The organism is Terrimonas alba (genome assembly GCF_042434975.1).
GTDB classification, from domain to species: Bacteria; Bacteroidota; Bacteroidia; order Chitinophagales; family Chitinophagaceae; genus Terrimonas_B; species Terrimonas_B alba.
In genome coordinates this window covers 214,304-237,857 of the sequence record NZ_JBHMQM010000004.1, presented here as the reverse complement: position 1 = coordinate 237,857, position 23,554 = coordinate 214,304, and the positions used below count along the sequence as shown (strand labels likewise).

Here is a 23,554-nt window from a genome sequence, read left to right as displayed (position 1 = left end):
CGATTCTATTTGATTACTGGATCATGATTTTTACCAATCCAGTCTGTTTCCCGGATTGAATTTTTAGCATATAGATTCCGGCCGGCAAATTATTGATTTTATCAGTAAGAGATAGCCGATGTTTACCTTTCGTCAACATACCTGAATAAATACTTCCTGCCTGTTGCCCTAATGCGTTGATTAGTTGAACTTGCGCTTTGCCTGTTTCAGGGATATCTACTTCCAATACTGTCGAAGTTGAAACAGGATTTGGATACACTATTGAAGCCAGTTTATGCCGGGGGCCACTGATATCAATTACAGGAGTTGTGATAGCATTGACAATATTTTTGCTGACATATACGTGGTATTCGCCTGGCAGTAATGGCAGATTTTGGACAGTGCCTGTTGCAGTGATTGCTTCGCCTGTAAGATAGTCATACCAGGTTCCGGCACTTTGAAAAGAAACAGATGCTGTTTGAGCTATTACATCAAAATTGGCAACAATCAAAGCACTTAAATTTGGCTCAGAAATTCTAAAGTATTTAACAGCATTGACCAGGTTATAATCAAAGTTGGAGCTATTAAACAGGGCCGCCTGTGTCTTTCTAAGTTGAATTAATGCAGTGTTTACTTCGAACAATCGTTTCCTTTCTACCTCCTGCATGTATTCCCAGCGAGGCTCTTTAGGTGTAAGCTTACAGCCATCATTTGTGCTATAGGGTTGCGGAATAGTATTATCAGTACAAGCAAAAATTGACTTGTCGTATCCCCGTTCACCAAACTGCCAGATCATCTTAGGTCCCGGGATAGTCAGAAATAGCGAATTGGCTGCCTCCATCCTACGCAGGGCGGTAGCTTTATTTTTCACACTATACGAGCCGGAAGAATTTCCAAAGCTGAGGTTTTTATACATGAGTCTTTCCTCATCGTGGCTTTCCATATAACCGACCAGGTAAGGATTGGTAAATCCTCTTTCATTGCTGTTGTAAACGACTGAAGAAAGGTTGGATTTGTTGTTATCGTGATACCCCATGGTAGCCTCGTTATAGGCCCTGTTCAATCCTGCTCCGCTCCAAAGTAAAAAGCCAAGGTTTTGCAAAACCTGCTCTTCGTCTTTTGCAGCAAGATGTTCTAAAATGAGATAGGCGCCGCTATGATACTTATTGATCGTATCAGCATATTCTTTTAAAATATCGATCCTGCTTTGATCATATGCACTGAATTGACCATCATTCGTAGATGGCTTTTGGGTGAGACCTTTTGTGAAATCCAACCGGTAGCCATCAATTTTATACTCCTTCAGCCAGTGATCAAAAACCCGGTGCCAATAATATTTGGTAACAGCTTTTTCATGATTGAAATCCTGACCGAAGCCGAAGGCATGTGGCTGCACTTCATTGAACCAGGGATTGTTGGCAGCGGGCCTGTTCAATGCAGTATTCCAATACAGTTGTGCTAAAGGGCTTTGACCAAAGCTGTGATTAGGCACCATGTCCAGCAAAACTGCCATCTGCTTTTTGTGACAGGAGTCTATAAACTCTTTCAGTTTATTTTTCGTTCCATAATATTTATCCGGTGCAAAGTAGAAAGAGGGATTATAACCCCAACTATCGTTACCTTCAAACTCACTGACTGGCATTAGTTCTATGGCATTTATTCCTAAACGTTGCAGGTAGCTTAGTGTATCGATTACCGTTTGCCAGTTATGCGTATTTGTAAAATCTCTCATCAGCAATTCATAAATAATCAGGTTTTGCTTATCGGGCCGGGTAAATGAAGTCGCCTGCCAGTTGTAACTGGGGACATTGGTTTGTACTACCGTCACGTTTCCTGTCGTCAGCCCTGTTGGGTAAGCTTTTAATCCCGGGTAAATGGTTGCATCGATATATTGATCTTCGGCAGATAAAATTTTTTCTGAATATGGATCAGCTATTTTTAAAGTACCATCCACCAAATATTGAAAAGCATATTCCTGCGCCGGTATGAGATTTTTGATGGTGATCCACCAATAGTTTCCATCAGGAGTCTTGTTCATCTGGTAGTCTGCCTGCTCATCCCAACTGTTTCCGGCCAGTTCGCCAATAACGGATATTCTGTTCTTCCCGGGTGCATATAGTACAAGTGTAATCTCTGTATTATTAGCACTATAGTTAATACCATCCCTGACTCCAGGGGGTAATGGAGAAATAGCAACCCCACCAGCCACAAAAAATTTGATCGAATCTCTTTTGACTAAGGAACCATCGATAGCTTCTGCGTATATAGTGTTATTGCCTCCTGTAGTTATTGTTGGATTGGCTGAGATGGTAGTAGCCGAGGTAGCAGTTTGTATCAAGATCCCGTTCAAATAGAGGCTGAGGGTAGCCGGTTTGTTCGAAATAGCTGTTAGTGCAATATTATCGCCGACTGTTTTAGTAAAAGGTTCTGGTTTGGGAATGTATTCAGGCTGAAAAACAGGAACGGCAAAGCGAATAGCAACGCTGCTATCGTACACGGGCACATACATATTACCATTATCAATCGAAACATCGGTGTTCCGTTGCACTTTATTACCTGCAGCATCCCTGAAAAGTATGGCGATGGCCTTGACCGTTTCTCCCGCATTTACATTAAAAAAAGTACGGACATTATTTATTGAATAAGACCATTTATTAGTGCCAGCAACGGTAGCCTGTGCAGTGACGTCAGCCGTGCCCCATGCGAAGCGAACATATTTCCAATCACCTGCGTTTGTACTGCTGCTTGTAATAAGACCGATATGCACATACACATTTCCGGAAAAACCCATTAACCCCTGGTTACCTTTTGTGGCGTCAACAGTGATTGTAATATTATCATCATCTTTTGGGAAGGCGGGAGTCCAGGTCAATAACTGAGAATGAACAAAGAGAACACAATGAAGCCATATTATGGCAAGCAGCAATCGTTTCATAAAGCTCGTTTTGGCAAATAATGGAGTCGAAGATACAAATATGTACTTATAACACATTAATTTTTCCTGATTAGGTTTTCTAGCTGAATCTCATTAGCATCGCCTTACTAACTTTACAACCAAACAAGCAGGTATGTATTCAAAAGAAGCAACCCTAAAAATTCAGAAACAGGCGACAGGATTTATCAAAAAATTGGAAACTGGTTCAATACACGCTAACGAAATTGAGGACCTGCGAAATGTATTACGCTTTCATGAATACCGGTATTATATCCTGAATGATCCGCTTATTTCCGATTTTGAATACGACCAGCTATATAAAGCCCTTGAAAAATTGGAAGAAGCAGATCCGTCACTCATTACTTCCGACTCTCCTACGCAAAGGGTGGCAAAAGGTTTAACCAAAGATTTCCCAACCGTACAGCACCTCGTACCAATGCTTTCACTTGACAACTCCTACAATGCTGAAGACCTCGTCGATTTTGACAGGAAAGCGAGGGAACTGACCGGGCTAAAGGAAATTGAATACTGTGTAGAGCCAAAGTTTGATGGCGGCAGTATTTCCCTGATATATGAAGACGATTTCCTCATTCGTGGAGCCACCCGCGGCAATGGTGTGGAAGGAGATAATATTACTACCAATATTAAGCAGATCAGGAGTATCCCTCTCTCCGCTAAATTTTCGGAGTATGGTATACAGCAGATTGAAATACGGGGCGAAGTGCTGATCAATAAAAAGAATTTTGCAAAATATAACGAGCAGCTGATTGAACAAGGTCTGCCGCCACTAGCGAATCCGCGGAATGCAGCTTCGGGGACCCTTCGAATAAAAGATCCCAAAGAAGTAAGCAAGAGAAGCCTTGAGGCTTTTGTGTACAATATCAGTGATGTGACATTACTACCCAAGGCAACTACTCCGCAGCAATTACAAACACACTCCGGCTCTTTGGAGATGCTGTGGGAATGTGGCTTCAGAAGTCCTCAACAGGAAAAAAAAGTGTTGAAAGGAATTGACGCTGTAATTTCTTATTGCACCGGGTTTGAATTAAAGCGGGATAATCTTCCCTATGAAATAGATGGGATGGTGATCAAGGTGAACGAAGTAGCCCTGCAGGATAAAATGGGCATGACTACGCATCATCCCCGATGGGCCATTGCTTATAAATTTAAGGCAAGACAGGCTACCAGTAAATTGCTGAATGTTGAATTCCAGGTTGGGAGAACAGGTTCCATCACGCCGGTAGCAAAAATTAAACCTGTTCCTATCGGTGGTGTTACGGTTTCCTCTATTTCCCTTTTTAATGAGGATATTATTAAAGAAAAAGACCTGATGATTGGCGATTCGGTGCTTGTGGAAAGAGCCGGTGATGTAATTCCATATATTGTAAAATCCCTGGCAGATGTAAGAACAGGCAGGGAAACAAAAATCGAATTTCCCAAGACCTGTCCTGTATGCGATAGCCAATTATTTAAGGAAGAGGGTGAAGCAGTGTGGCGGTGCATCAATATAGAGTGCCCGGCCCAGGTGGTGGAACGCATTATCCATTTCGTCAGTAAAGATGCTATGGACATCCGGGGCTTTGGTGAAGCCAATGTGAGAAAGTTTTACGAAATGGGTTTGCTGAAGGATATTCCTGGCATCTACGAGCTGGATTTTGAAAAGATCGGCAGCCTGGAAGGTTTTGGGAAAAAATCGATTGATAACCTGCAATCAGCCATTGATAATTCAAAAAAACAGCCATTGCACCGATTGATATTCGGGTTAGGAATCCGTTTTGTCGGCGAAACAACCGCAAAGACATTGGCACAGGCTGTCCACCATTTACTCGATCTGAAAAAGTATTCGCTGGAAGATCTATTGAACCTGGAAGACATCGGCCCCAAAGTAGCCGGCAGCATTGTTCATTTTTTCAGTAATGAAGACAATATTAGTATGCTGCAAAAGCTGGAATCCATTGGACTGCAACTAAAAAATGCAAAAAAGGAGCATGCTTCGGGAGGCAACCTCGAAGGATTGAGTTTTTTGTTTACTGGTACACTCCCGACGCTTAAAAGAAGTGATGCAGAGGAAATGGTAGAAAAAAATGGCGGTAAAATAGTCGGCGGCGTCAGCAGTAAGCTGAACTACCTGGTAGTAGGTGAAGATGCCGGCAGCAAATTGGAAAAAGCAAAAAAAATAAATACGGTCAAAATTATTTCGGAGGCGGAGTTCTTAAAAATGCTTGCATGATTAAACAATGGATAAAAGAGACACTGAAAAAAATTAGTGCCGCTGCCTTCAAAAAAGAATTAAACAGCCTTGATTCCATTGCTACCGCTTATCAGCAGCTACAGGAAAAAAATAACCCCGGTTGGATAAACGTGGTAAACACTTGTGCGGGGATTGTTTTTTCAAAAGACAGGGCCATGCAGTTGCATGCATTGCTCGCAAGCTATTTCTCTTATGTAAAAAATCCTTCGCCACTTTATATTCTTTATACTTTCTCCAACGAAAGGCATGCAAGATCGTATGATGAATTAAAATCAATTTTCGGTAGCAAAGAGGTTGTTTTTATAAAAGAGTCCGCATTTAAGCCCGATCTTGAGAAGTTACTGGAGTCAATCGACAGTGATAATCTTTTTTTCATGACAGACGATGGCTTATTTATCGATTCGTTTGACATGAAAGAGGTCATAGTTTTTAATCCGGTTCGCATTATTCCCAGCCTGATCAAGGGGTTGGATCTTACTTATTGCTATATACAGGATAGGAAACAGCATCTTCCTCCATTTATTCCAATACCGGAATGCGATATGCCTGTTTATATGAAATGCTGGGAGTGGAATAAAGCTGAAAGTTTTTCTGACTGGGCGTATCCTTTATCATTGGATGTTACCTTTTATGATAGAAAGGAAATCAAAGCATTAATTGTGAATAGCTCTTATAAAGGTCCTAACAGCCTGGAAACAGCTTTACATAATCAGTATTCACCGATATTCCTGCAACGAAAGGGAATATGTTATGAGAAGGCCAAATACGTCAATATTGTATGCAATGTTGTGAATACAGAACATAACAATCGCAATACTGGTTTACACTCAATTGATGATCTCCTAAAAAAGTGGGAAGAAGGCTATAGGATTCAATACGAAATTTTTTTTGGAAAGAAATGGGCCGAGGTGGAACAGTCCTCATTTAATTTTATAAAACGATAACCTATTTAATAAAAATTTGTCCCATCATGTTACAAGTATCAACGATAAGGTTTCTAAAAGATCTGAGTAAGAATAATAATAAGCCCTGGTTTGATGCGCACCGCCAGCGATATGAAGAAGCGAAAAATGATTTTGCGCAGTTTATTCAAGCGGTGATTGATAAGCATGCAAAAAAAGATCCGGCGATTGGTCACCTCAAAGCAAAGGATTGCACGTTCCGCATTAATCGTGACGTTCGTTTTTCGAAAGACAAATCACCCTATAAAAACAATATGGGAGCCTATATTAACCAGGGAGGAAAAAAATCTTTATTGGGTGGTTACTATTTTCATTGTCAGCCCGGGCAAAGTTTTGTCGGTGGTGGTCTTTGGATGCCAATGCCGCCGGAATTAAAAAAGGTAAGGCAGGAAATAGATTATAACCTCGATGCTTTTAAAAAGATCGTTGGCTCAAAAAAATTCAGAGAAGTGTACGGCGGTTTGTCAAAAGATGCAGAATATGTTTTGAGCCGGGTACCTAAGGGTTATGAGCCAGATAATCCGGCCGCTGAGTTTTTGAAAATGAAAAGTTTTGTTGCTATGACGCCCATAAAGGATGCAGAACTAGGCTCGAAAGATCTTTTAAAAAAGGTATCAACTGCTTTTGAAACATTACAACCCATGCTAGCCTTTATCAATCAAAGTATTGAGGGGTAAAAACAACCATATTTTATTGGTTCAAATCCCGGGTCTTGACCCGGGATTTTCTTTTAATTAACAATATAGTTTTTGCATTTCAATGTTTAAACATTAATTTTACAGTCTAAAATAAAAACATATGGCAACCTGGACAATTGATACCGCACACTCTGAGATCGGTTTTAAAGTAAAACACCTTGTGATCTCTACAGTTTCTGGAAAATTTAATTCGTTTGAAGGCAAATTGGAAGGAGACCCCACTGACCTGACAAATACACAAATTTCATTTACTGCCGATATCGACAGCATTACTACCGGTAATGAACAAAGAGACGGACATTTGAAGTCGGCTGATTTTTTTGATGCAGCCAATCATCCCAAACTTACATTTAAGTCTACTGCAATCGTACCGAAGGGCGACAATGAGTATAAGGTAACAGGCAATATGACAATCAGGAATACGACAAAACCTTTAACGTTAAACGTTGATTTTGGTGGTATTCAAAACAATCTTTACGGACAAACCGTTGCAGGTTTTGAAATCACCGGAAAGATCAACCGCCAGGATTTTGGCCTTACCTGGAGCGCAGTTACTGAAGCCGGTGGTCTTGTAGTAAGCGATGATGTGAAGCTGGCTATTGATGCAGAATTGGTAAAACAGAACTAAGAACAAATTCCCCGGCTAATATAGAGAAAGAATGCCATCGGATAGATAAGGCATTCTTTCTTTTTATTAAGATGACCTCCTAACTTGAAATACTTTTTTGGGTCTTTTATTCTCTCTTTTTTAGCTCCGAATACCGCCGGTTTGAGCTCATAGCCACAGCAATAAACTTTGATTGTATTGTTCTTGCTTGCTAAAAATAAGGTACGCAGGAAATTAATTTAACTCACTGCTTTGATTTTCAACTCTTCGATAAGCTAGTTGTGTCTTTTCACAATTTAATATCAAAATAAATCGTTAAGTGAATTGCACTCCTTCAAATAGGTTTGTATTTTGTTTTTCAAATAATCACCTTATGAAAAAAACTGTACCCTTTCTGCTACTTATCGCCATTATCATTTCCGTTTCCTGTAGCCGCAAACATTACACTTCCTCTTTTTTTGATCAGCAAACAGCCGGGCATAAAATCATTGCAGTATTACCCTCTGAAATTGTATTGACCGGTAAGAAGCCTGAACAATTGACAGAAGAGCAAATTGCAAAAATTGAAGAGGAGGAAAGCCGGGCCTTCCAGTTATCGCTTTACAGTAATATCCTTCAATATGCTAATTCAAGAAAATATTATATGTCTGTTGGCGTGCAGGATGTCAATAAAACAACGGCCACCCTGGATGAAAATCACATTTCACTGCGTGATTCCTGGAAAATGGATGATAAAAAACTGGCGAACCTGCTGGGTGTAGATGCAATTGTAAGAATGCAGGTTAGAAAGAAACGTTATATGAGCGACTACGCTTCGTATGGGGTAACTATTGCACGTGACGTTATACGACAAACGCCGTTGGGTAATAAACTACCAATCCCCCGCAGCTTAGGTAAGACAGAAGATATTTATGCTTACTGTAGTGTGGTGAGCAATAGCGTCACGCTTTGGAACAACAATTATAAAGCCGCAGCCGACTGGGATAATCCCTCCAATATAATCATAGAGAATATCACCGATAATTTTGGAAGATACTTTCCTTATAAAAAAAGAAGATAAAAAAGAAAAGACCAGCCTGGCTGGTCTTTTCTTTTTACAACAATCCTTTTTCTACCAGGTATTCTGCTATCTGAACTGCATTGGTTGCAGCGCCTTTCCTGAGGTTATCGCTCACGATCCACATATTTAACGTGTTGGGCTGCGTGTCATCTCTTCTTAATCTTCCTACAAATACTTCGTCTTTTTCATGCGCATCCATCGGCATTGGATATTTTGCATTCGCCGTATCATCCACTACTACGACGCCTGGAGCCGACGAAAGTAAGGATGTTACTTCATTCAAATCAAAATCTTTGGCAAACTCAACGTTGGCGCTTTCACTGTGACCGCCCATTACTGGTATACGAACAGTGGTTGAAGTAACACGGATGCTATCGTCCCGCATAATCTTTTTTGTTTCGTTCACCATTTTCATTTCCTCTTTGGTATAACCATTATCCAGGAAAACATCGATTTGAGGAATCACATTCAGATCAATTGGATATTTGTAAGCCATTTCTCCCTGCACACCGTTGCGTTCGTTCATCAACTGGTTTACGGCTTTTACGCCTGTTCCGGTAACACTCTGATAAGTGCTCACCACGATTCTTTTAATACCATATTTTTTATGCAGCGGATTTAATGCCACTACCATTTGAATAGTGGAGCAGTTAGGATTTGCTATGATCTTATCGTCTTTGGTCAGTGCGTCCGCATTGATCTCGGGAACCACCAATTTTTTTGTCGCATCCATTCTCCACGCTGATGAGTTATCGATGACAGTGATACCAGCCTCAGCAAACTTGGGGGCCCATTCCAATGAAGTGCCGCCACCGGCAGAAAATAATGCAACAGCAGGCTTGGCAGCAATGGCATCTGTCATGCTAACAACTTTGTATTTCTTTCCCTTGAATTCAATTTCTTTCCCAACTGATCTTTCAGATGCTACCGGCAATAACTCCGTTACCGGGAAATTTCTTTCAGCCAATACCTGTAACATTTTGGTGCCTACTAATCCAGTGGCCCCTACTACTGCAACTTTCATTTTTTGGTTCCCCCCAGCTTCTCCAATGGAGAAGGTTTTTTTGTTATTAAATAAAAATGTGTTCCGATTTTACATGCCATAAAAAAAAGCAGGCCTTCCATCCGGAAGGCCTGCTAAACTTTTATATGGTTACATACATAACGCCGCAAACCTTCCATCAGGAATGTTTCTTTATGCGCTTTGTATGCTTCATCATTTTCATGCTGCGCAAAAATAGGTTGCTGACTCATTAAGTCCAAATTCTTGCCGGCTATTTTTCTAAAAAAGGATTGGTTAAATTAGGGTTCATGAAACCATTACTGCTGCTTTGTTTGTTTCTTTTACTTACAACTGTTGTATCTGCTCAAAATCGCTATGACGTTATAATAGCTGAAATAATGGTTGATCCTTCTCCCCAGGTTGGCTTACCTGGCAATGAATGGATCGAGTTGAAGAACATAACTGCTGCGCCCGTTAACCTACAGGGCTGGCGTATAGGAGATGGCAACGGCCAAAGCGGACCCATGCCCAGCTTCTTATTGCAGCCGGACAGTCACGTGATCATTTGCACAGGCAGTGCTGTTACTGCTATGTCAACTTTTGGAAACACAATTTCAGTTACCAGTTTTCCCTCATTGGACAATGACGGTGAAGAAATAGTGCTTAAATCTCCCGACGATAAAATCATTCATTCCGTAAGTTATAATGCCGGCTGGTATCAAAACGAATTAAAAAAACAAGGTGGCTGGACACTCGAAATGATTGATCCGCATAATCCCTGTTCGGGCATTTCTAACTGGAAGGCAAGTATCAATACGCAAGGTGGAACTCCTGGAACGATCAATTCAGTTGATGCGGTAAATAATGACCAGCAGTCGCCAGAGTTAGTAAATGCATTTGTAAAAGATCACTCAACAATCATTCTTTCATTTAATGAACCCATCGATAGTTTGAGCGGCATTTCGCTGGCCAATTATGGGATAGACGGAGGTCTCACTCTAAGCAGCGCAGAAGTTTTATCACCATCATTTTACCAGATAGCTTTAAAAACAAACATTCCCATTGAACAAGATAAAGTTTATGTCGTCACCGTCAATAACATCACCGATTGTAAAGGAAATGTAATAAGTGCAAAAAACACCGCGAAGTTTGGCTTGCCTGCCGACGCTACTGCCGGGGATATTATCGTGAATGAGATTTTGTTTAATCCCCGCCCCAATGGATATGACTATGTTGAACTTTATAACAGGAGTAACAAAATTGTAGATGTAGCTAAGTTATATGTCGCCAACCGAAATAGCAGTGGAGGTATCAATTCCATAACCCAATTAAGCAGCAGTCCTTTTTATATTTTTCCTGCCGATTATCTTGTAATCACGGAGGATGCGGATAACCTGGCACTCAACTATCTTGTTCAAAATCCAGGTGCAGTTCTTACCGCTTCGTCTCTACCCTCTTTTCCGGATGATGAAGGTTTTACTCTTGTATTAAATCAACAAGGAGATGTAATTGATGAGGTTAACTATTCGGACGATTGGCACTTTAAATTAATCGATAACGCAGAAGGTATTTCTTTGGAAAGAGTAGATGCGGATGGTGCATCTCAATACGCAGACAATTGGCATTCGGCTGCTTCCACCGCTGGTTTTGGAACACCGGGTTATAAAAATTCTCAATTCAAAAACCAGCAGGCTATTTCAGCCGCCATCCAGGTGACACCCAAGGTTTTTTCACCGGATAATGATGGGTTTGATGATATCGCTACCATTCAGTATAAAATCAGTGAGCCTGGCTATGTTGCCAATATCACTATTTTTGATGCAGCCGGGCGACCAGTAAGAAATCTTGTTCGCAACGGAACGATGGCGATAACAGGATACTGGAACTGGGATGGACTGAATGATAAGGGCTTAAAGCTTCCGGTCGGTACTTATATTTTATTTACTGAAATATTCAACCTGCAGGGAAAGAAAGAGAGATTTAAGAATACGATTGTACTCGCAAGAAAATTTAATTGATTCATTTATCTATCTAATGCAACATTATCACCGTTGACAATGTTGCATCATCACAAAAATCAGCTAAATCCCATTAATCACAGTTCAGACAAGCTCAATTTCAAAATTCACCAGCTCCTTAAACTGCTGTATCCTTCTTTCAATATCTTCCCTGGTGATCTCCTTCAATCTTGTAGGGCCAAATTTCTCGACACAAAAACTTGCCATCGCTGAGCCCACGATAATTCCTCTTTTCATATTTTCAAAAGAAATATCACCCGATTTTGCCAAATGACCAATAAAACCACCCGCAAAAGTATCACCGGCTCCTGTTGGGTCAAATACATCTTCCAGCGGTAAGGCAGGGGCAAAGAAGACATTGTCGCCATGAAAAAGTAAGGCTCCGTGTTCTCCTTTTTTAATGATCAGGTATTTTGGACCCATGGTCAAAATGGTCTTGGCGGCTTTTACCAATGAAAACTGGCCGGTTAACTGGCGGGCTTCGGCATCATTCACCATCAGCAGGTCCACATGTTTCAACACCTCTTCCAAATCCGGCATCGCTGACTCCATCCAAAAGTTCATGGTGTCCATCACGATCAGCTTCGGTCGCTGCTTCAATTGTTTGATTACATTCAGCTGGGTCGCAGGCGCCAGGTTTCCGAGCATCAGGAATTCAGCGCCCTGGTATGAGTCCGGGATAACAGGGTTAAAATCGGCCAACACATTGAGGTCCGTAATGAGTGTATCCCGGCTGTTCATATCCTCATGATAGCGGCCACTCCAGAAAAACGATTTTTTGTCCGGCACCATCTCCACGCCTTCCAATTGAACACCGCGACTTTTCAGTTCTTCCAACTCCTCTTTCGGAAAATCGAACCCAACGATCGAAACCTGCTGGACGGGTTTTACAAAATTGGTTGCCGCATAAGCAACATAGGTGGCTGATCCACCCACAATTTTATCAGTTTTACCAAAAGGAGTTTCTATTGCGTCAAAGGCCATGGTACCTACGGCGATCAGGGACATGAGATTGATTTTATTAAAAATGAGTAAAAATTTCAGCGGGCAATATTACAGCAAATACGGCAAAGAGCGTTGTGAACCCTCAATTATGCCGAACTAAGATTGATGTAAAAGCTTTATTCCTGTCACTTTTATTGAGTTTCAATTACCATCAACTACTTATCTTTGGGTATGGCCAAAGCACAGCGACGTAAAGCGTCCAAAAAAGAACTGATTCTGGAAAAAGCGGCTGCCATGTTTCGCCAAAAAGGATTTGCTGCCACATCAATGCGTGACCTTGCCGAAACAGTTGGTATTGAAGCTGCCAGCTTGTATAATCACATCCGCTCAAAAAACGAAATATTGGAAGCCCTCTGTTTCGATGTAGCAAACCGGTTTAACACCAATATGGCATTGATTGAAGCCAGCCAGCAAAATTCGATTTCAAAAATCGAAACGCTTTTACGGTTTCATATTCAGCAAATGGTGGAGCGATATGAAGAAGTGTATGTAAGTGACCGGGAATGGAAGCACCTGGAAGAACCATACCTCTCCAACTTTCAAAACCAGCGTAGCACCTACCGGAAAAGATTTGCTGCCATCATTGAAGAGGGTATACAAAAAAATGAAATCCGTAAAATTGATGCCCCTACTGCTGTGTTGATCATGCTGCACGCCGTCAGCGGTATCGAATCATGGCACCGGTCCAAGGCGAAGATCAGCGCATCAGAGCTGGAAGACAATATGGTCATGATCATGATCGATGGCTTGCGTAAACAAGGTTGATTGATGTCCATTCATTTTCACTCTCTCCATATAAAAGAAATCAGGAAAGAAACTCCCGAATGCGTGTCAGTGGTGTTTGATATTCCTGAACGGCTAAAAGAAAATTTTCGCTTTAAGCAAGGACAAAGCCTGACCATGAGAATAGGCGGTGGCAATGAAGAAGTAAGGCGAACTTACTCTATCTGCAGCAGTCCTTTTGATAATGAACTAAGAGTAGCCATCAAAAAGGTGGCCGGTGGCCAGTTCTCCACTTTTGCCAATGACCAATTGAAAGCCGGTGATCTGCTGGAAGTAATGGAGCCTGTTGGAAAATTTTATACCGAGCTTGACCCGCTCCATAAAAAAAATTATCTCGCTATTGCTGCCGGGAGCGGCATCACTCCTGTTCTTTCATTAATTAAAACAACATTGGCTGCAGAACCGTACAGCCATTTTACACTGGTATACGGCAACCGAAACAGGTCATCTATTATTTTTTTTGAAGAGCTGGAAAGTTTAAAAAATAAATACCTGCAGCGCTTCAATTTCATTAATATCCTGAGCCGTGAAAGGACAGATATTCCTCTCCATTATGGCCGCATCAATATAGATAAACTGGTGGAGCTTGGAAAACTAGTTGATTACTCCCGCATGGATGAAGCATTTCTCTGCGGCCCCGAAGAAATGATCTTTGCTGCCAAAGAGTTTTTGGAACAAAAAGGACTGGATAAAAAGAATATCCATTTTGAATTGTTTACGACACCCGGAGCGAAGAAGTCAGAAGTGAAAGGTGAAAAAAGGGAACTCCCTGCTGAGTCACCAAAGAGCAAAATAACCGTTAAGCTTGATGGCAGAACATTTGACTTTGATTTGGGCTTTAGTGACGAAGCCATCCTGGATGCAGCCTTAAAAGAAGGGGTTGATCTTCCTTTTGCCTGCAAAGGCGGCGTTTGCTGCACCTGCAAAGCCAAATTGATAGAAGGCCAGGTGGAGATGGAAGTGCATTGGGGACTGGAAGATGAAGAGATTGAGCAAGGCTATATTCTAACTTGCCAGTCGCATCCAAAAACAGACAGGGTGGTGGTTGATTTTGATGAAAGATGATCAAACAACAAGCAAATGAAGAATGCCTGCCTCATCACGCAGGCATTTTCGTTGCCACTAAATGAATATTGTGCCTGATCACCAGATAAAAGTGGCCACACTATTTGCCGGTAACACCGGTGATGTCCACTTGCCTTTGAATTTGATGTTGAAAGGTGCTGCTGCGCTTCCATCATTTAATACGATCAAAACCTTTCTCTTCCCAGGTGTTTCGAAGGCTGCGCTGTAAAGACTTCCATAATTGTTGCTCGCTACTCTTACAGATCCGGCGGGCACAAATTTGGAAGCATGTGCAATAATATAATAAGATACATTTCTTGAAACAGAACTACTGATTGTCAAAGCACCTTTGCATTGCGTGCAACCACCGGGGGTGTGCGGGCCAAAGTTGGGGTCGTTCGCCAAATTCCACTCGAGAGCAACCCGGCTCCAGTTTCGCATCGACCCTATGATCACATTTTTCACATGCCATTTTAAATCGCCTTCAAATCCGCCGGTCGACGACGTCCATTGTTCTGTGAAATAAACATTCTTATCCTGGTGGGCATTTCGAACCGTAGACAAAGCGCTGATATCGCCTGCATACAAATGAAAGGCCGAGCCATCTACAAAAGCCTTGGCTGCCGGATCATTTAATATCGTTAACGGGTATTCCGGTTTATCGCAATTGTGATCATATACAATAATCTTTGTGGAAATATTGGCCGCCTGAAAAGCCGGTCCCAAACTGTTTTTTATAAAATCTCTTTGCTGTTCGGCAGTCATTAATAAACTCGGATTATTGCCCGGATGCAGCGGCTCATTTTGTGGCGTGATGGCATCAATAGTGATTCCTTCTGCTTTCATTTGTTGTATGTACTTCACAAAGTATTGGGCATATACATCATAATATTCTGTTTTTAAACTTCCCCCTATCGAGTTCCCATTGTCTTTCATCCATACCGGTGGTGTCCACGGACTTCCTAAAATTTTTATGTTCGGATTGATAGCCAGTATTTCTTTCAGCAATGGAATAAGTCCTGTGCCTCCTGCACGATCCGGGTCGAGGCTAAAGTTGGTTAAGCCAGTGTCTGTTTGCCCCGTAGGCATATCATCATAAGTATAAACCGATGCACTCAGGTCAGAAGCACCGATACTTACTCGCAGGTAGCTGATACTAATAGAATTCGCATCTTTTCCGAAAAGCTCCTGTAATAAACTGGCTTTGGAATTTACGGGGAGATTATTAATTAGCGTCGCACTCCCGCTGGTCAACGTATAGCCGAATCCATCCACGGATTGGTATCGCTGAGTGGTATCAACTGTTATTTCAGGGTTTGAATTAGTTATCGTATTAAAAGCTAAAACACCGGCCTGCTTTTGCAAGAGGATGCTTTGATCACCTTTTGTCAGCCAAAAATCTACTTCGTTCTTAGCTGGGAGTGGAGTTGGCGTTGTTCTGCCAGTGCTATCCTTATCTTTTGAACAGCCTCCATATATACTAATCAAACCTATGAGAGTAATTACAAATAATCGTAGTTGCATAGAAACGAATTTTTGGAGCATCAGAAAAGTTGTGTTAAGAAAATCAAGTTGTTCTTTTATATCGGTATTAATAGGTAGTCTTATATAAATTATCGAACCTCGTCCCGGTAGCTTTTTTTAAAGGAATTTGCAATCCGCCAGTTTGCTGCAACCAGTTGAAGAGCTCAGTTCGCAGGGCCATTCCGGTCTTTTGATAGCTGCTATCACGTATGAGGTTGTTCATTTCATAGGGATCAGCTTGCAGGTCGTAGAGTTCATTAATATCCCAAACGCCGTTGTAATAAATATACTTGTAACGATCAGTGCGAATTGCAAACATGGTTGGCGTTTGCGGGAAAGCCGCTTCCCAGTAATATTCATAAAATACTTTATCTCTTGACCACGGGCTATTTTTTCCTTTCAGTATATCAGTAAAAGAAAAACCCTGCATTTGACCAGGCTTGTTAATACCTGCCAATTCTAAAAAGGTCGGCGCTAAATCTACATTCATGATGATCTGCTCCACCACTGAATTGGGTTTCACCATGCCCGGCGCCCACACCAACAACGGCACCCGCATAGATTCTTCATAAGCATGCCGCTTGTCGATCAATCCATGCTCACCAAATGAAAATCCATTGTCGCCCATATAAACAACCATCGTATTGTTTTGCAGTCCCTGTGAACTGACCCATTCGAGAACCTTTTGAACACTTTCATCTACGGCTTGCAAGGTTTCAAGATACCGGCGGTAAAAATTATCAAACTGTATAAAGCCATGATACATGTAATCTACCCCGTGCCAACTATAGCGTTGATTGCGTACCCATTTCGGGATATCACGATAATTAACTTTTGTTTGGGGTGTTGTTACAACGCCATATGTTTTACTACTGTCGGTTGCTGTTAAATACATAGACGGCGGACAAACCACCGGTATATTAGCATATTTATTTTCGTGTCTTTTGGCGGGGTAAAATTCTGCGTGAACACCCTTGTGCGACAAGTAAAGAAAGAACGGTTTGTTCTTATTGCGTCCATCCATCCATTGAATAGCATAATCAGTGAGAAGGTCCGTGACATAACTACCTTCCGGTTGTTTTATTCTTTTACCATTGATATTGAATGTTGGATTATTATAAACACCCTGTCCCTGGAAACTAAGCCAGTAATCAAATCCGGGTTGCGGCTGATCATCCGTATTGCCCATATGCCATTTACCCATGAAAGCGGTTTGATAGCCCTTCTTCTGCATATAGGATGGAAAAAATACAAGGTTGCCGGGCAATGCTGCTTCATTATCTACTACGGTATGCGTATGTGCGTACTGACCCGTTAATATAGACGCACGGCTTGGTGAACACAGCGCCGTTGACACGAAGGCATTTTTTATATGTGCGCCTTCTTTGGCCATGCGATCCATGCCCGGAGTTTCTAATCCCTTTATTTTATTCATAAATCCCATAGCATCATACCGGTGATCATCAGCGAGGATGAAGATGATGTTCATGGGTTTTTCCCTGCCTGGTTGACTGATAGCTACAAGGCTTGCCAACATTATATCGATAAAAAAGATATATTTCATCATAAAAACCAAACGAACTATTTGACATTTTTGATTCTTTCCATTACAGGCGCCAACGAAGGCAATGAAGACGAAGGTTTATCCAAATAAAAATAACTTACCGATGAATAATCATCTACCCTGTAAAAATTCACCCAGCCTTCGGGAAATTTTTCATCCATGATAGAAAGGGTATCCGGCAGGTCCAACAAACGAACAAAACCAGCAGGTCCATCCACGGTAACGGGTTTTAGATTCACACCCTTTTTAGTAAGCTGCTTCACTTCTTCTTTGCCCCAACCGCCGATTTGTTGCAGTGTTACTTTTATTTCTTTGTTGAAAAAAATTGCATCAGGAATATGCCAGCGATAAAAATTGTATTGACCCAATGAGTCATTGGCTACGGTACATCCCTGGTATTGATTGATAAATTCCCCAAGCCCCCAGGCACTCCCGATATAATCTTCGGTGCCGGTTCCAATGATTGTTGGATATTGATCATCTCCATCCAGGTACATTTTTACTTCACCTTCGCCCCACCAGCTTTTACTGTAGGCGGAATCTGTGTTAACCCCCACCGTCATTCCTAAAAACCTGCCCTTACCGGATACTTTTGGCAACACTACAAAATCTTCGCCCAACCCGGCTGTCATTTGCCTGTTCCAATAAGCATGAAAATATAATGCGTGGGGTTCCATTTTTTGGAAGACAAAGTCGACATCATAAAATAGTTTCGCCGGTTCCTTTCCTTCATTGATCAGCAATATCCTTGCAGCTTTTTTAAATGGCATCGGGATATAACAGTTGAAAGAACGCCCTTCACCACTTGAAAAAAAAGCCGACTGAAAAGCAACTTTTTTCCCAAGATTATAACCAAAAAAATCACCCATGGGAACATCTACAGCAGGCTTGCTTTGCCCATCCCAGAAAAATTGCAAGCGAAGGCTTCGCAATTTCACCGGCGTTTGATCGATCGTCAGCCATATCCGCTGAATTGAGCCTTGTCCTTTTATATCCAGCAAAGTTTTTGTTTCTCCCGGCTTTATAAATTCAAAGGCGTTGCCCTTCGCCATTTTATTCGTTTTGCCTCCCTGACCTTTTATACCATTCGGGTTTTCAAAACTACTTAGGCGGCTTTCTGCAGCATTTGGCATTTCATATAATTGCTGCGCGGATGAAAACAATACTAAACAGACGCTAAAAGAAAGCAAGATTGTTTTTATCATGATCAGAGTAATTTAAAATCGGCATCTTTTACATCACGACTATTCCCACCAATAAAAACTTTAAAATCCCCGGGCTCTGCCACATATTTCAGTTCATAGTTATAAAACTTAAGATCGTCAACCGAAATGTCAAATGAAACCGCTTTGGCTTCACCCGCCTTCAACGCAATTTTCTGGAACCCTTTTAATTCTTTTACCGGCCTTGTACTGCTGCCCACCAAATCCCGTATGTACAACTGCACTACTTCCTTACCATCTTTATTCCCGGTATTAGTAATAGTAACGGAGGCGGTGATCTTTTTCCCCGCACTCAGTGATGCACTGCTCAGTTTTATATCGCTGTAAGAAAAGTCGGTATAGCTCAATCCATATCCAAAGGGATAAAGCGGATCATTGGAAACATCTAAATAGTTGGAACGGAATTTCTGGAACCATTTTCCTTCAGGGAGTGGACGGCCGGTATTCTTATGGTTATAAAAAATAGGAACCTGGCCTACGTTCTGTGGAAAGGTAGTACTCAGTTTCCCGGATGGGTTTACATCGCCAAACAAAACATCGGCAATGGCATAGCCAGCTTCAGAGCCGCCGAACCAAACATTGAGAATAGCGGGAACATTTTCCTGCTCCCATTTCAGTGCCAGCGGACGACCGGTGAATAACACAAGCACAACAGGTTTACCTGTTTTCAATAAAGCCTTCAATAATTCTTTTTGAGTACCCGGTATTTCAATATTAGTACGGCTGCTGGCCTCACCACTCATTTCCGCCGCTTCACCCAATGCCGCAACAATCACATCGGATTGATTGGCTATCTCAATTGCTTCCTGTAATATTTCACTGGCCGGGCGACGATCTCTTTTTAGTGATTTGCCAAACATGGTTCCTCTTTCTTCTATCAAACTATCTTCATCCAGGTTAGACCCTTTGGCATATAAGATCTTCGCATTGCTGCCGGCTACTTCCGTCAACCCCCTGATCACAGAAATGGATTTTGAAAAGTTAGCAGCTACACTCCATGTTCCCGTCATATTTTCTGTTGCATCGGCCAGCGGGCCTATCAATGCGATGGTACCGCTTTTCTTCAATGGCAGGATATTGCCCTGGTTCTTTAATAATACAAAACTTTCCGCTGCTATCGCTCTTGCTCCCTTACGGTGTGCATCCGTGAAAATTTCTCTCTTTGCACGGTTCTCATCACAATAACGAAAAGGATCATCAAACAATCCGAGTTTATATTTTGCTTCCAAAATTCTCCGGCATGCAGCATCGATCTGCGCCATCGTGACCTTACCTTCTTTCAATGATTTTTGCGTGGTGGTTAAAATGCCTTCTCCCACCATGTCCATATCGATACCCGCCATCAATGCTCTTGCGGAAACGGTTTGCAGATCGCCGATACCATGGTCAACCATTTCATTAATGCCAGTATAGTCTGTAACTACAAAACCTTTGAATCCCCATTGCCTGCGAAGCACATCTGTCAGCAACCATTTATTCCCGGTTGCCGGTACACCATCTATTTCGTTAAACGATGCCATCACAGATCCTACTCCGGCATCTACTGCCGCTTTATACGGAGGGAAGTACTCATTGAACATCCGTTGGCGGCTCATATCCGTAGTATTATAATCACGACCAGCTTCAGCAGCACCATATAATGCATAGTGTTTTACACAAGCCATGATGGTATTATTTTTTGAAAGATCAGTTCCCTGGTAACCTATTACCATTGCCCTTGCTATTTGCGAACCGAGATAAGCATCTTCACCACTGCCTTCAGAAATGCGGCCCCACCGCGGATCACGGGAAATATCTACCATCGGAGAAAAAGTCCAGTTGATACCATCGGCGCTTGCTTCCTGCGCTGCAATTTGTGCACTGCGTTCAATGGCTTTCATATCCCATGTGCAGGATAAACCTAACGGTATGGGAAACACTGTTTCGTAACCATGTATCACATCCATGCCGAAGATCATCGGAATTTTCAACCGGCTTTGCTCCATTGCTAACTGCTGAACATATTTTATTTTTTCAACTCCTTTGATATTGAACAATCCTCCCACCTTCCCCGCTTTTATTTTTTGTGCTAAAGAGGAATTATCCTCCCCGGCCTGTCCGCCCGTTACAATGTCACCGGCGCCCGGCAGATTCAATTGCCCTATTTTTTCTTCCAGGGTCATTTTCTTCATCAATGCATCAACAAAAGTTTTCATCTTCGCATCGGGTGAAGTTTGCGCAGCGACATTCAGCGATACAACGATTAATAAACCTAAAGACAGCTTTTGAAGCAGTTTCATGTTTTATTATTTTATTCTTTCAGTAAATGGGGTTCAATCAATTTTTGCCAGATAGCATACCCGGTTTTGTTCATATGCAGGTTATCATCCAGGAAAAGCTCGGATCTTGGTTTGCCTTCATCATCAATCATTTCCTTGTACACATCGACATAAGCCGTCCTCTTTTTAGTAGCGAGATATTTTTTAATCAATGCGTTGCCCTTGATCATTTTAGGAAGCAATAATTCCCGGCTTGGACTCGGCTTCATGGAAACATATACAACCGGCACATAAGGAAATTTCTTCCTGATTTTAGTGAACAAGGATATGAATCGTTGCAAAACAATTTTGGAAGAAATAGTATCTGATGAAGCCAGATCGTTTTCACCACAATAGATTACAATTTGTTTAGTGTGATATTGCGGAATAATATCATCCATATAACGAATAAGATCTAATAGGGTTGCCCCCCCAAAAGCATAATTGGTTATGCGATGATTAGGAAAATAATCCTGAACATCATTCCAAAGTGTAAAGGAAGAACTGCCAATGAAAAAAATTGATTTTACCTCTTTAGGATGTCGGAGACTATCCTTCTTTTTAATTTGCTGCACTTCATCGTAAAAAGGGGGTTGTTGTGCATACAACACACCCGTCAATAAAAGAAAAATCAATACTGTTTTTATCTTTCGCATTTGACGTTTTATTACTTAGTTTTATGACTTATCGGCGCTTATTACCTATTTGACCTCAATGACCTTTGTTCTCCCGGAAACTCCACTCTCATTGATCGCTTCAATCGAAAAATAATACGGCTTTTCTTTATCCATGGCTTTAAACCAATATTCATTAAAATCATGCACCATCACACAGTTATACAATTTATCCGGCGCAGTACCATAATAGATATTGTAGGCAAATGCATTGTCGACAGGACTCCATTTAATATATGCACTACGCTTATCTTTCTCTGTTCTTAAGACAATAAACTGTTTTACCATCTGCGGTTTGGCTCCATTGCCATTCCCAAATACCCGCAAGCCGCTAATAGCGAATTTGCCGGTCGGCATTTGTATATTTTCCAGCCGGATAAATCTTGCCTGCACAGGTTTTGTCAATTCGATATAGTCATGCGGCACATCTGTTTTGTTATTGCTTTTATCAGCCAGTATGTTCCATTTTTTCCCGTCAATGGAATAAGACAGTTTATACTGGTGAAATGTACCAAGCTGTTTGCCTAAAAAACTATTATCGACCTCCTGGTCTGCATAGTTGATTTGTACCGCATTCACGGTGGAAACATTTCCGAGATCGGATTGTATCCATTCACCTTTATTGGCAGAAGCAGAACTCCAATAGGTTTTGATATTTTCGTCCACCGCATTGTTGGCGTAATAGCTTCCTAATGTTGATGAGACCGTTACTGGTTTTTTGTAATTGAGGAGCATCCAGCCGGTGAAAGACGCGGCCCCCTCCCGACCTCCCCCCATAGGGGAGGCCACCATCACACCAACCCCGCTTTTCGCAGAACCTGAATTATTGGAAGTATTTTCAATAAGCGAGGGCTGTGCTTTGGATTCTCCCCCTTGGGGGGAGTTAGAGGGGGCCGGGAGGTAATGAGGATAGTCGCCAAACGCTGTGTTGCACCACATCATGCCATCCTTATCAAAACCCGCGGGCCAAATCCCTAATCGCCTTTCGAAATTATTTTTTACAGACAGTACCATGGTGCTTACATGCCAATAGTTACTATAATTATCCTGGAACGTAGCGCCATGACCGGCGCCCCTTGCAAAACCACCTAACTTGAAACTCAAAGGATCGGACATCGGAGTAAACGGGCCCAGAGGAGCTGTGCCTACCAACAGGCCGTCTGCATAACCGCTAAACTCCGTACCGGGTGCACCATATTGCAAATAATACTTGTCCTTATATTTTGTCATATGCGATCCTTCGATAAACGGATCGAGAAAAGTATTGTCCATGTATTCGCCGAAACGTTGCCAGCCATATCGCCAATGCTCGAGCAGGTACATTTCTTTTCGGGTACCGATGGGTTCAAAAGTTTTCCGGTTCAATTCAATACCATACATGGGATATTTATTACTACTTCCATTATACATATAAAGCCTTCCGTCATCGTCGGTAAAAAAAGAAGGATCCCAACCGCCTATTTCAAAGGAATCAACCAGTGGTTTCCATTCATTGGCTTTGGGATTGGTGCTCATCCACAAGGTAAACTTGCTTGTATAAGTAGAACCAAATACCAGCATGGTGTCACCTATTATACCTACTGCAGGTGCACAGAGTTCATCATAAGTGCCAGTATTCCATGGACGAAGAAATCTTTTTGAAATAAATTTCCAGTTGAGCATATCATTACTCCACCAGTAGCCCCATTGATTAGTAGAGAATAAATAATAGTCACCTCTATAGTTGACTATAACTGGATCTGCCGTAGACCGATGTCTACCCCATTCACTGAAATTGGGAATAGGCGTATAACCATAATCAATATTGATGGGATTGCAATACGTTTTTTGCTGAGCCCACATGGCAACACTGCTTATCAAGATACATCCTAGTAAAATTGTTTGTTTTATCATTCCTGTAAATTGA

General features: G+C 41.7%; 17 protein-coding genes. 8 read left to right on the top strand and 9 right to left on the bottom strand.

Annotated elements, in window-relative coordinates:
• Positions 1-13: 13 nt before the first annotated feature.
• Positions 14-2,914, bottom strand: a complete 2,901-nt coding sequence (locus ACFEL9_RS13010; RefSeq protein ID WP_385890596.1) for an alpha-amylase family glycosyl hydrolase — start codon at positions 2,912-2,914, stop codon at positions 14-16.
• A gap of 133 nt (positions 2,915-3,047) precedes the next feature.
• Between ACFEL9_RS13010 and ligA the strand changes: the two genes are divergently transcribed.
• From ligA to ACFEL9_RS12985, 5 genes are all read left to right on the top strand, one after another.
• Complete coding sequence (ligA, locus tag ACFEL9_RS13005; protein ID WP_385890594.1) at positions 3,048-5,144, top strand: NAD-dependent DNA ligase LigA; 2,097 nt, start codon at positions 3,048-3,050, stop codon at positions 5,142-5,144.
• Positions 5,141-6,109 carry a hypothetical protein gene (locus tag ACFEL9_RS13000; RefSeq protein WP_385890593.1) on the top strand — a complete coding sequence of 323 codons (969 nt, stop codon included), beginning with the start codon at positions 5,141-5,143 and terminating at the stop codon, positions 6,107-6,109. The genes ligA and ACFEL9_RS13000 overlap by 4 nt, the downstream gene beginning before the upstream one ends.
• Positions 6,110-6,135: 26 nt before the next feature.
• Positions 6,136-6,804: a DUF2461 domain-containing protein gene (locus ACFEL9_RS12995; RefSeq protein ID WP_385890591.1), complete on the top strand. Its 669-nt coding sequence runs from the start codon at positions 6,136-6,138 to the stop codon at positions 6,802-6,804.
• Positions 6,805-6,925: 121 nt separating this feature from the next.
• Positions 6,926-7,453: a YceI family protein gene (locus tag ACFEL9_RS12990; protein ID WP_385890588.1), complete on the top strand. Its 528-nt coding sequence runs from the start codon at positions 6,926-6,928 to the stop codon at positions 7,451-7,453.
• A 352-nt stretch (positions 7,454-7,805) separates the two neighbouring features.
• A complete protein-coding gene (locus ACFEL9_RS12985) occupies positions 7,806-8,492 on the top strand; it encodes a hypothetical protein (protein WP_385890586.1) in 687 nt (228 codons plus the stop codon).
• Between the two features lie 34 nt (positions 8,493-8,526).
• Here ACFEL9_RS12985 and ACFEL9_RS12980 read toward each other — a convergent pair whose 3' ends face one another.
• Positions 8,527-9,516: an aspartate-semialdehyde dehydrogenase gene (locus ACFEL9_RS12980; protein WP_385890583.1), complete on the bottom strand. Its 990-nt coding sequence runs from the start codon at positions 9,514-9,516 to the stop codon at positions 8,527-8,529.
• A 287-nt stretch (positions 9,517-9,803) separates the two neighbouring features.
• Between ACFEL9_RS12980 and ACFEL9_RS12975 the strand changes: the two genes are divergently transcribed.
• The gene (locus ACFEL9_RS12975) at positions 9,804-11,513 is read left to right on the top strand and encodes a lamin tail domain-containing protein (protein WP_385890580.1); all 1,710 of its coding nucleotides are present in this window, start codon (positions 9,804-9,806) and stop codon (positions 11,511-11,513) included.
• A gap of 84 nt (positions 11,514-11,597) precedes the next feature.
• Here ACFEL9_RS12975 and ACFEL9_RS12970 read toward each other — a convergent pair whose 3' ends face one another.
• Entirely contained in the window at positions 11,598-12,521 is a 924-nt protein-coding gene (locus ACFEL9_RS12970) for a PfkB family carbohydrate kinase (RefSeq protein WP_385890577.1), read from the bottom strand.
• A 168-nt stretch (positions 12,522-12,689) separates the two neighbouring features.
• On the opposite strand from ACFEL9_RS12970, the gene ACFEL9_RS12965 reads away from it, so the two are divergent.
• Together ACFEL9_RS12965 and paaE are read left to right on the top strand one after the other, a co-directional pair.
• Complete coding sequence (locus ACFEL9_RS12965) at positions 12,690-13,283, top strand: TetR/AcrR family transcriptional regulator (protein ID WP_385890575.1); 594 nt, start codon at positions 12,690-12,692, stop codon at positions 13,281-13,283.
• 3 nt (positions 13,284-13,286) lie between these two features.
• Positions 13,287-14,366: a 1,2-phenylacetyl-CoA epoxidase subunit PaaE gene (gene paaE, locus ACFEL9_RS12960; protein ID WP_385890572.1), complete on the top strand. Its 1,080-nt coding sequence runs from the start codon at positions 13,287-13,289 to the stop codon at positions 14,364-14,366.
• Between the two features lie 78 nt (positions 14,367-14,444).
• On the opposite strand, the gene ACFEL9_RS12955 is transcribed toward paaE, so the two are convergent.
• From ACFEL9_RS12955 to ACFEL9_RS12930, 6 genes are all read right to left on the bottom strand, one after another.
• Positions 14,445-15,890, bottom strand: coding sequence for a glycoside hydrolase family 30 protein (locus ACFEL9_RS12955; RefSeq protein WP_385890570.1), 1,446 nt, complete (start codon positions 15,888-15,890; stop codon positions 14,445-14,447).
• 67 nt (positions 15,891-15,957) lie between these two features.
• Positions 15,958-17,457 (bottom strand): sulfatase family protein, encoded by a 1,500-nt coding sequence (locus tag ACFEL9_RS12950; RefSeq protein ID WP_385890568.1) that lies wholly within the window; start codon positions 17,455-17,457, stop codon positions 15,958-15,960.
• Positions 17,458-17,471: 14 nt separating this feature from the next.
• Positions 17,472-18,659, bottom strand: a complete 1,188-nt coding sequence (locus tag ACFEL9_RS12945) for a glycoside hydrolase family 172 protein (RefSeq protein WP_385890565.1) — start codon at positions 18,657-18,659, stop codon at positions 17,472-17,474.
• Positions 18,660-18,661: 2 nt separating this feature from the next.
• The gene (bglX, locus tag ACFEL9_RS12940; protein WP_385890562.1) at positions 18,662-20,956 is read right to left on the bottom strand and encodes a beta-glucosidase BglX; all 2,295 of its coding nucleotides are present in this window, start codon (positions 20,954-20,956) and stop codon (positions 18,662-18,664) included.
• An 11-nt stretch (positions 20,957-20,967) separates the two neighbouring features.
• Positions 20,968-21,630, bottom strand: a complete 663-nt coding sequence (locus tag ACFEL9_RS12935; protein WP_385890559.1) for a GDSL-type esterase/lipase family protein — start codon at positions 21,628-21,630, stop codon at positions 20,968-20,970.
• A 45-nt stretch (positions 21,631-21,675) separates the two neighbouring features.
• Complete coding sequence (locus tag ACFEL9_RS12930) at positions 21,676-23,541, bottom strand: family 43 glycosylhydrolase (protein WP_385890557.1); 1,866 nt, start codon at positions 23,539-23,541, stop codon at positions 21,676-21,678.
• Between the last annotated feature and the right edge of the window lie 13 nt (positions 23,542-23,554).

Excerpts from the sequence above, each read along its gene's own strand:
- ACFEL9_RS12980 (WP_385890583.1), bottom strand. The coding sequence starts at position 9,516 with ATGAAAGTTGCAGTAGTAGGGGCCACTGGATTAGTAGGCACCAAAATG.
- ACFEL9_RS12950 (WP_385890568.1), bottom strand. The coding sequence starts at position 17,457 with ATGATGAAATATATCTTTTTTATCGATATAATGTTGGCAAGCCTTGTA.
- ACFEL9_RS13010 (WP_385890596.1), bottom strand. The coding sequence starts at position 2,914 with ATGAAACGATTGCTGCTTGCCATAATATGGCTTCATTGTGTTCTCTTT.
- ACFEL9_RS12945 (WP_385890565.1), bottom strand. The coding sequence starts at position 18,659 with ATGATAAAAACAATCTTGCTTTCTTTTAGCGTCTGTTTAGTATTGTTT.
- ACFEL9_RS12995 (WP_385890591.1), top strand. The coding sequence starts at position 6,136 with ATGTTACAAGTATCAACGATAAGGTTTCTAAAAGATCTGAGTAAGAAT.
- ACFEL9_RS12985 (WP_385890586.1), top strand. The coding sequence starts at position 7,806 with ATGAAAAAAACTGTACCCTTTCTGCTACTTATCGCCATTATCATTTCC.
- ACFEL9_RS12970 (WP_385890577.1), bottom strand. The coding sequence starts at position 12,521 with ATGTCCCTGATCGCCGTAGGTACCATGGCCTTTGACGCAATAGAAACT.
- bglX (WP_385890562.1), bottom strand. The coding sequence starts at position 20,956 with ATGAAACTGCTTCAAAAGCTGTCTTTAGGTTTATTAATCGTTGTATCG.
- ligA (WP_385890594.1), top strand. The coding sequence starts at position 3,048 with ATGTATTCAAAAGAAGCAACCCTAAAAATTCAGAAACAGGCGACAGGA.
- ACFEL9_RS12990 (WP_385890588.1), top strand. The coding sequence starts at position 6,926 with ATGGCAACCTGGACAATTGATACCGCACACTCTGAGATCGGTTTTAAA.
- ACFEL9_RS12975 (WP_385890580.1), top strand. The coding sequence starts at position 9,804 with ATGAAACCATTACTGCTGCTTTGTTTGTTTCTTTTACTTACAACTGTT.
- ACFEL9_RS13000 (WP_385890593.1), top strand. The coding sequence starts at position 5,141 with ATGATTAAACAATGGATAAAAGAGACACTGAAAAAAATTAGTGCCGCT.
- ACFEL9_RS12955 (WP_385890570.1), bottom strand. The coding sequence starts at position 15,890 with ATGCAACTACGATTATTTGTAATTACTCTCATAGGTTTGATTAGTATA.
- ACFEL9_RS12930 (WP_385890557.1), bottom strand. The coding sequence starts at position 23,541 with ATGATAAAACAAACAATTTTACTAGGATGTATCTTGATAAGCAGTGTT.
- ACFEL9_RS12935 (WP_385890559.1), bottom strand. The coding sequence starts at position 21,630 with ATGCGAAAGATAAAAACAGTATTGATTTTTCTTTTATTGACGGGTGTG.
- ACFEL9_RS12965 (WP_385890575.1), top strand. The coding sequence starts at position 12,690 with ATGGCCAAAGCACAGCGACGTAAAGCGTCCAAAAAAGAACTGATTCTG.
- paaE (WP_385890572.1), top strand. The coding sequence starts at position 13,287 with ATGTCCATTCATTTTCACTCTCTCCATATAAAAGAAATCAGGAAAGAA.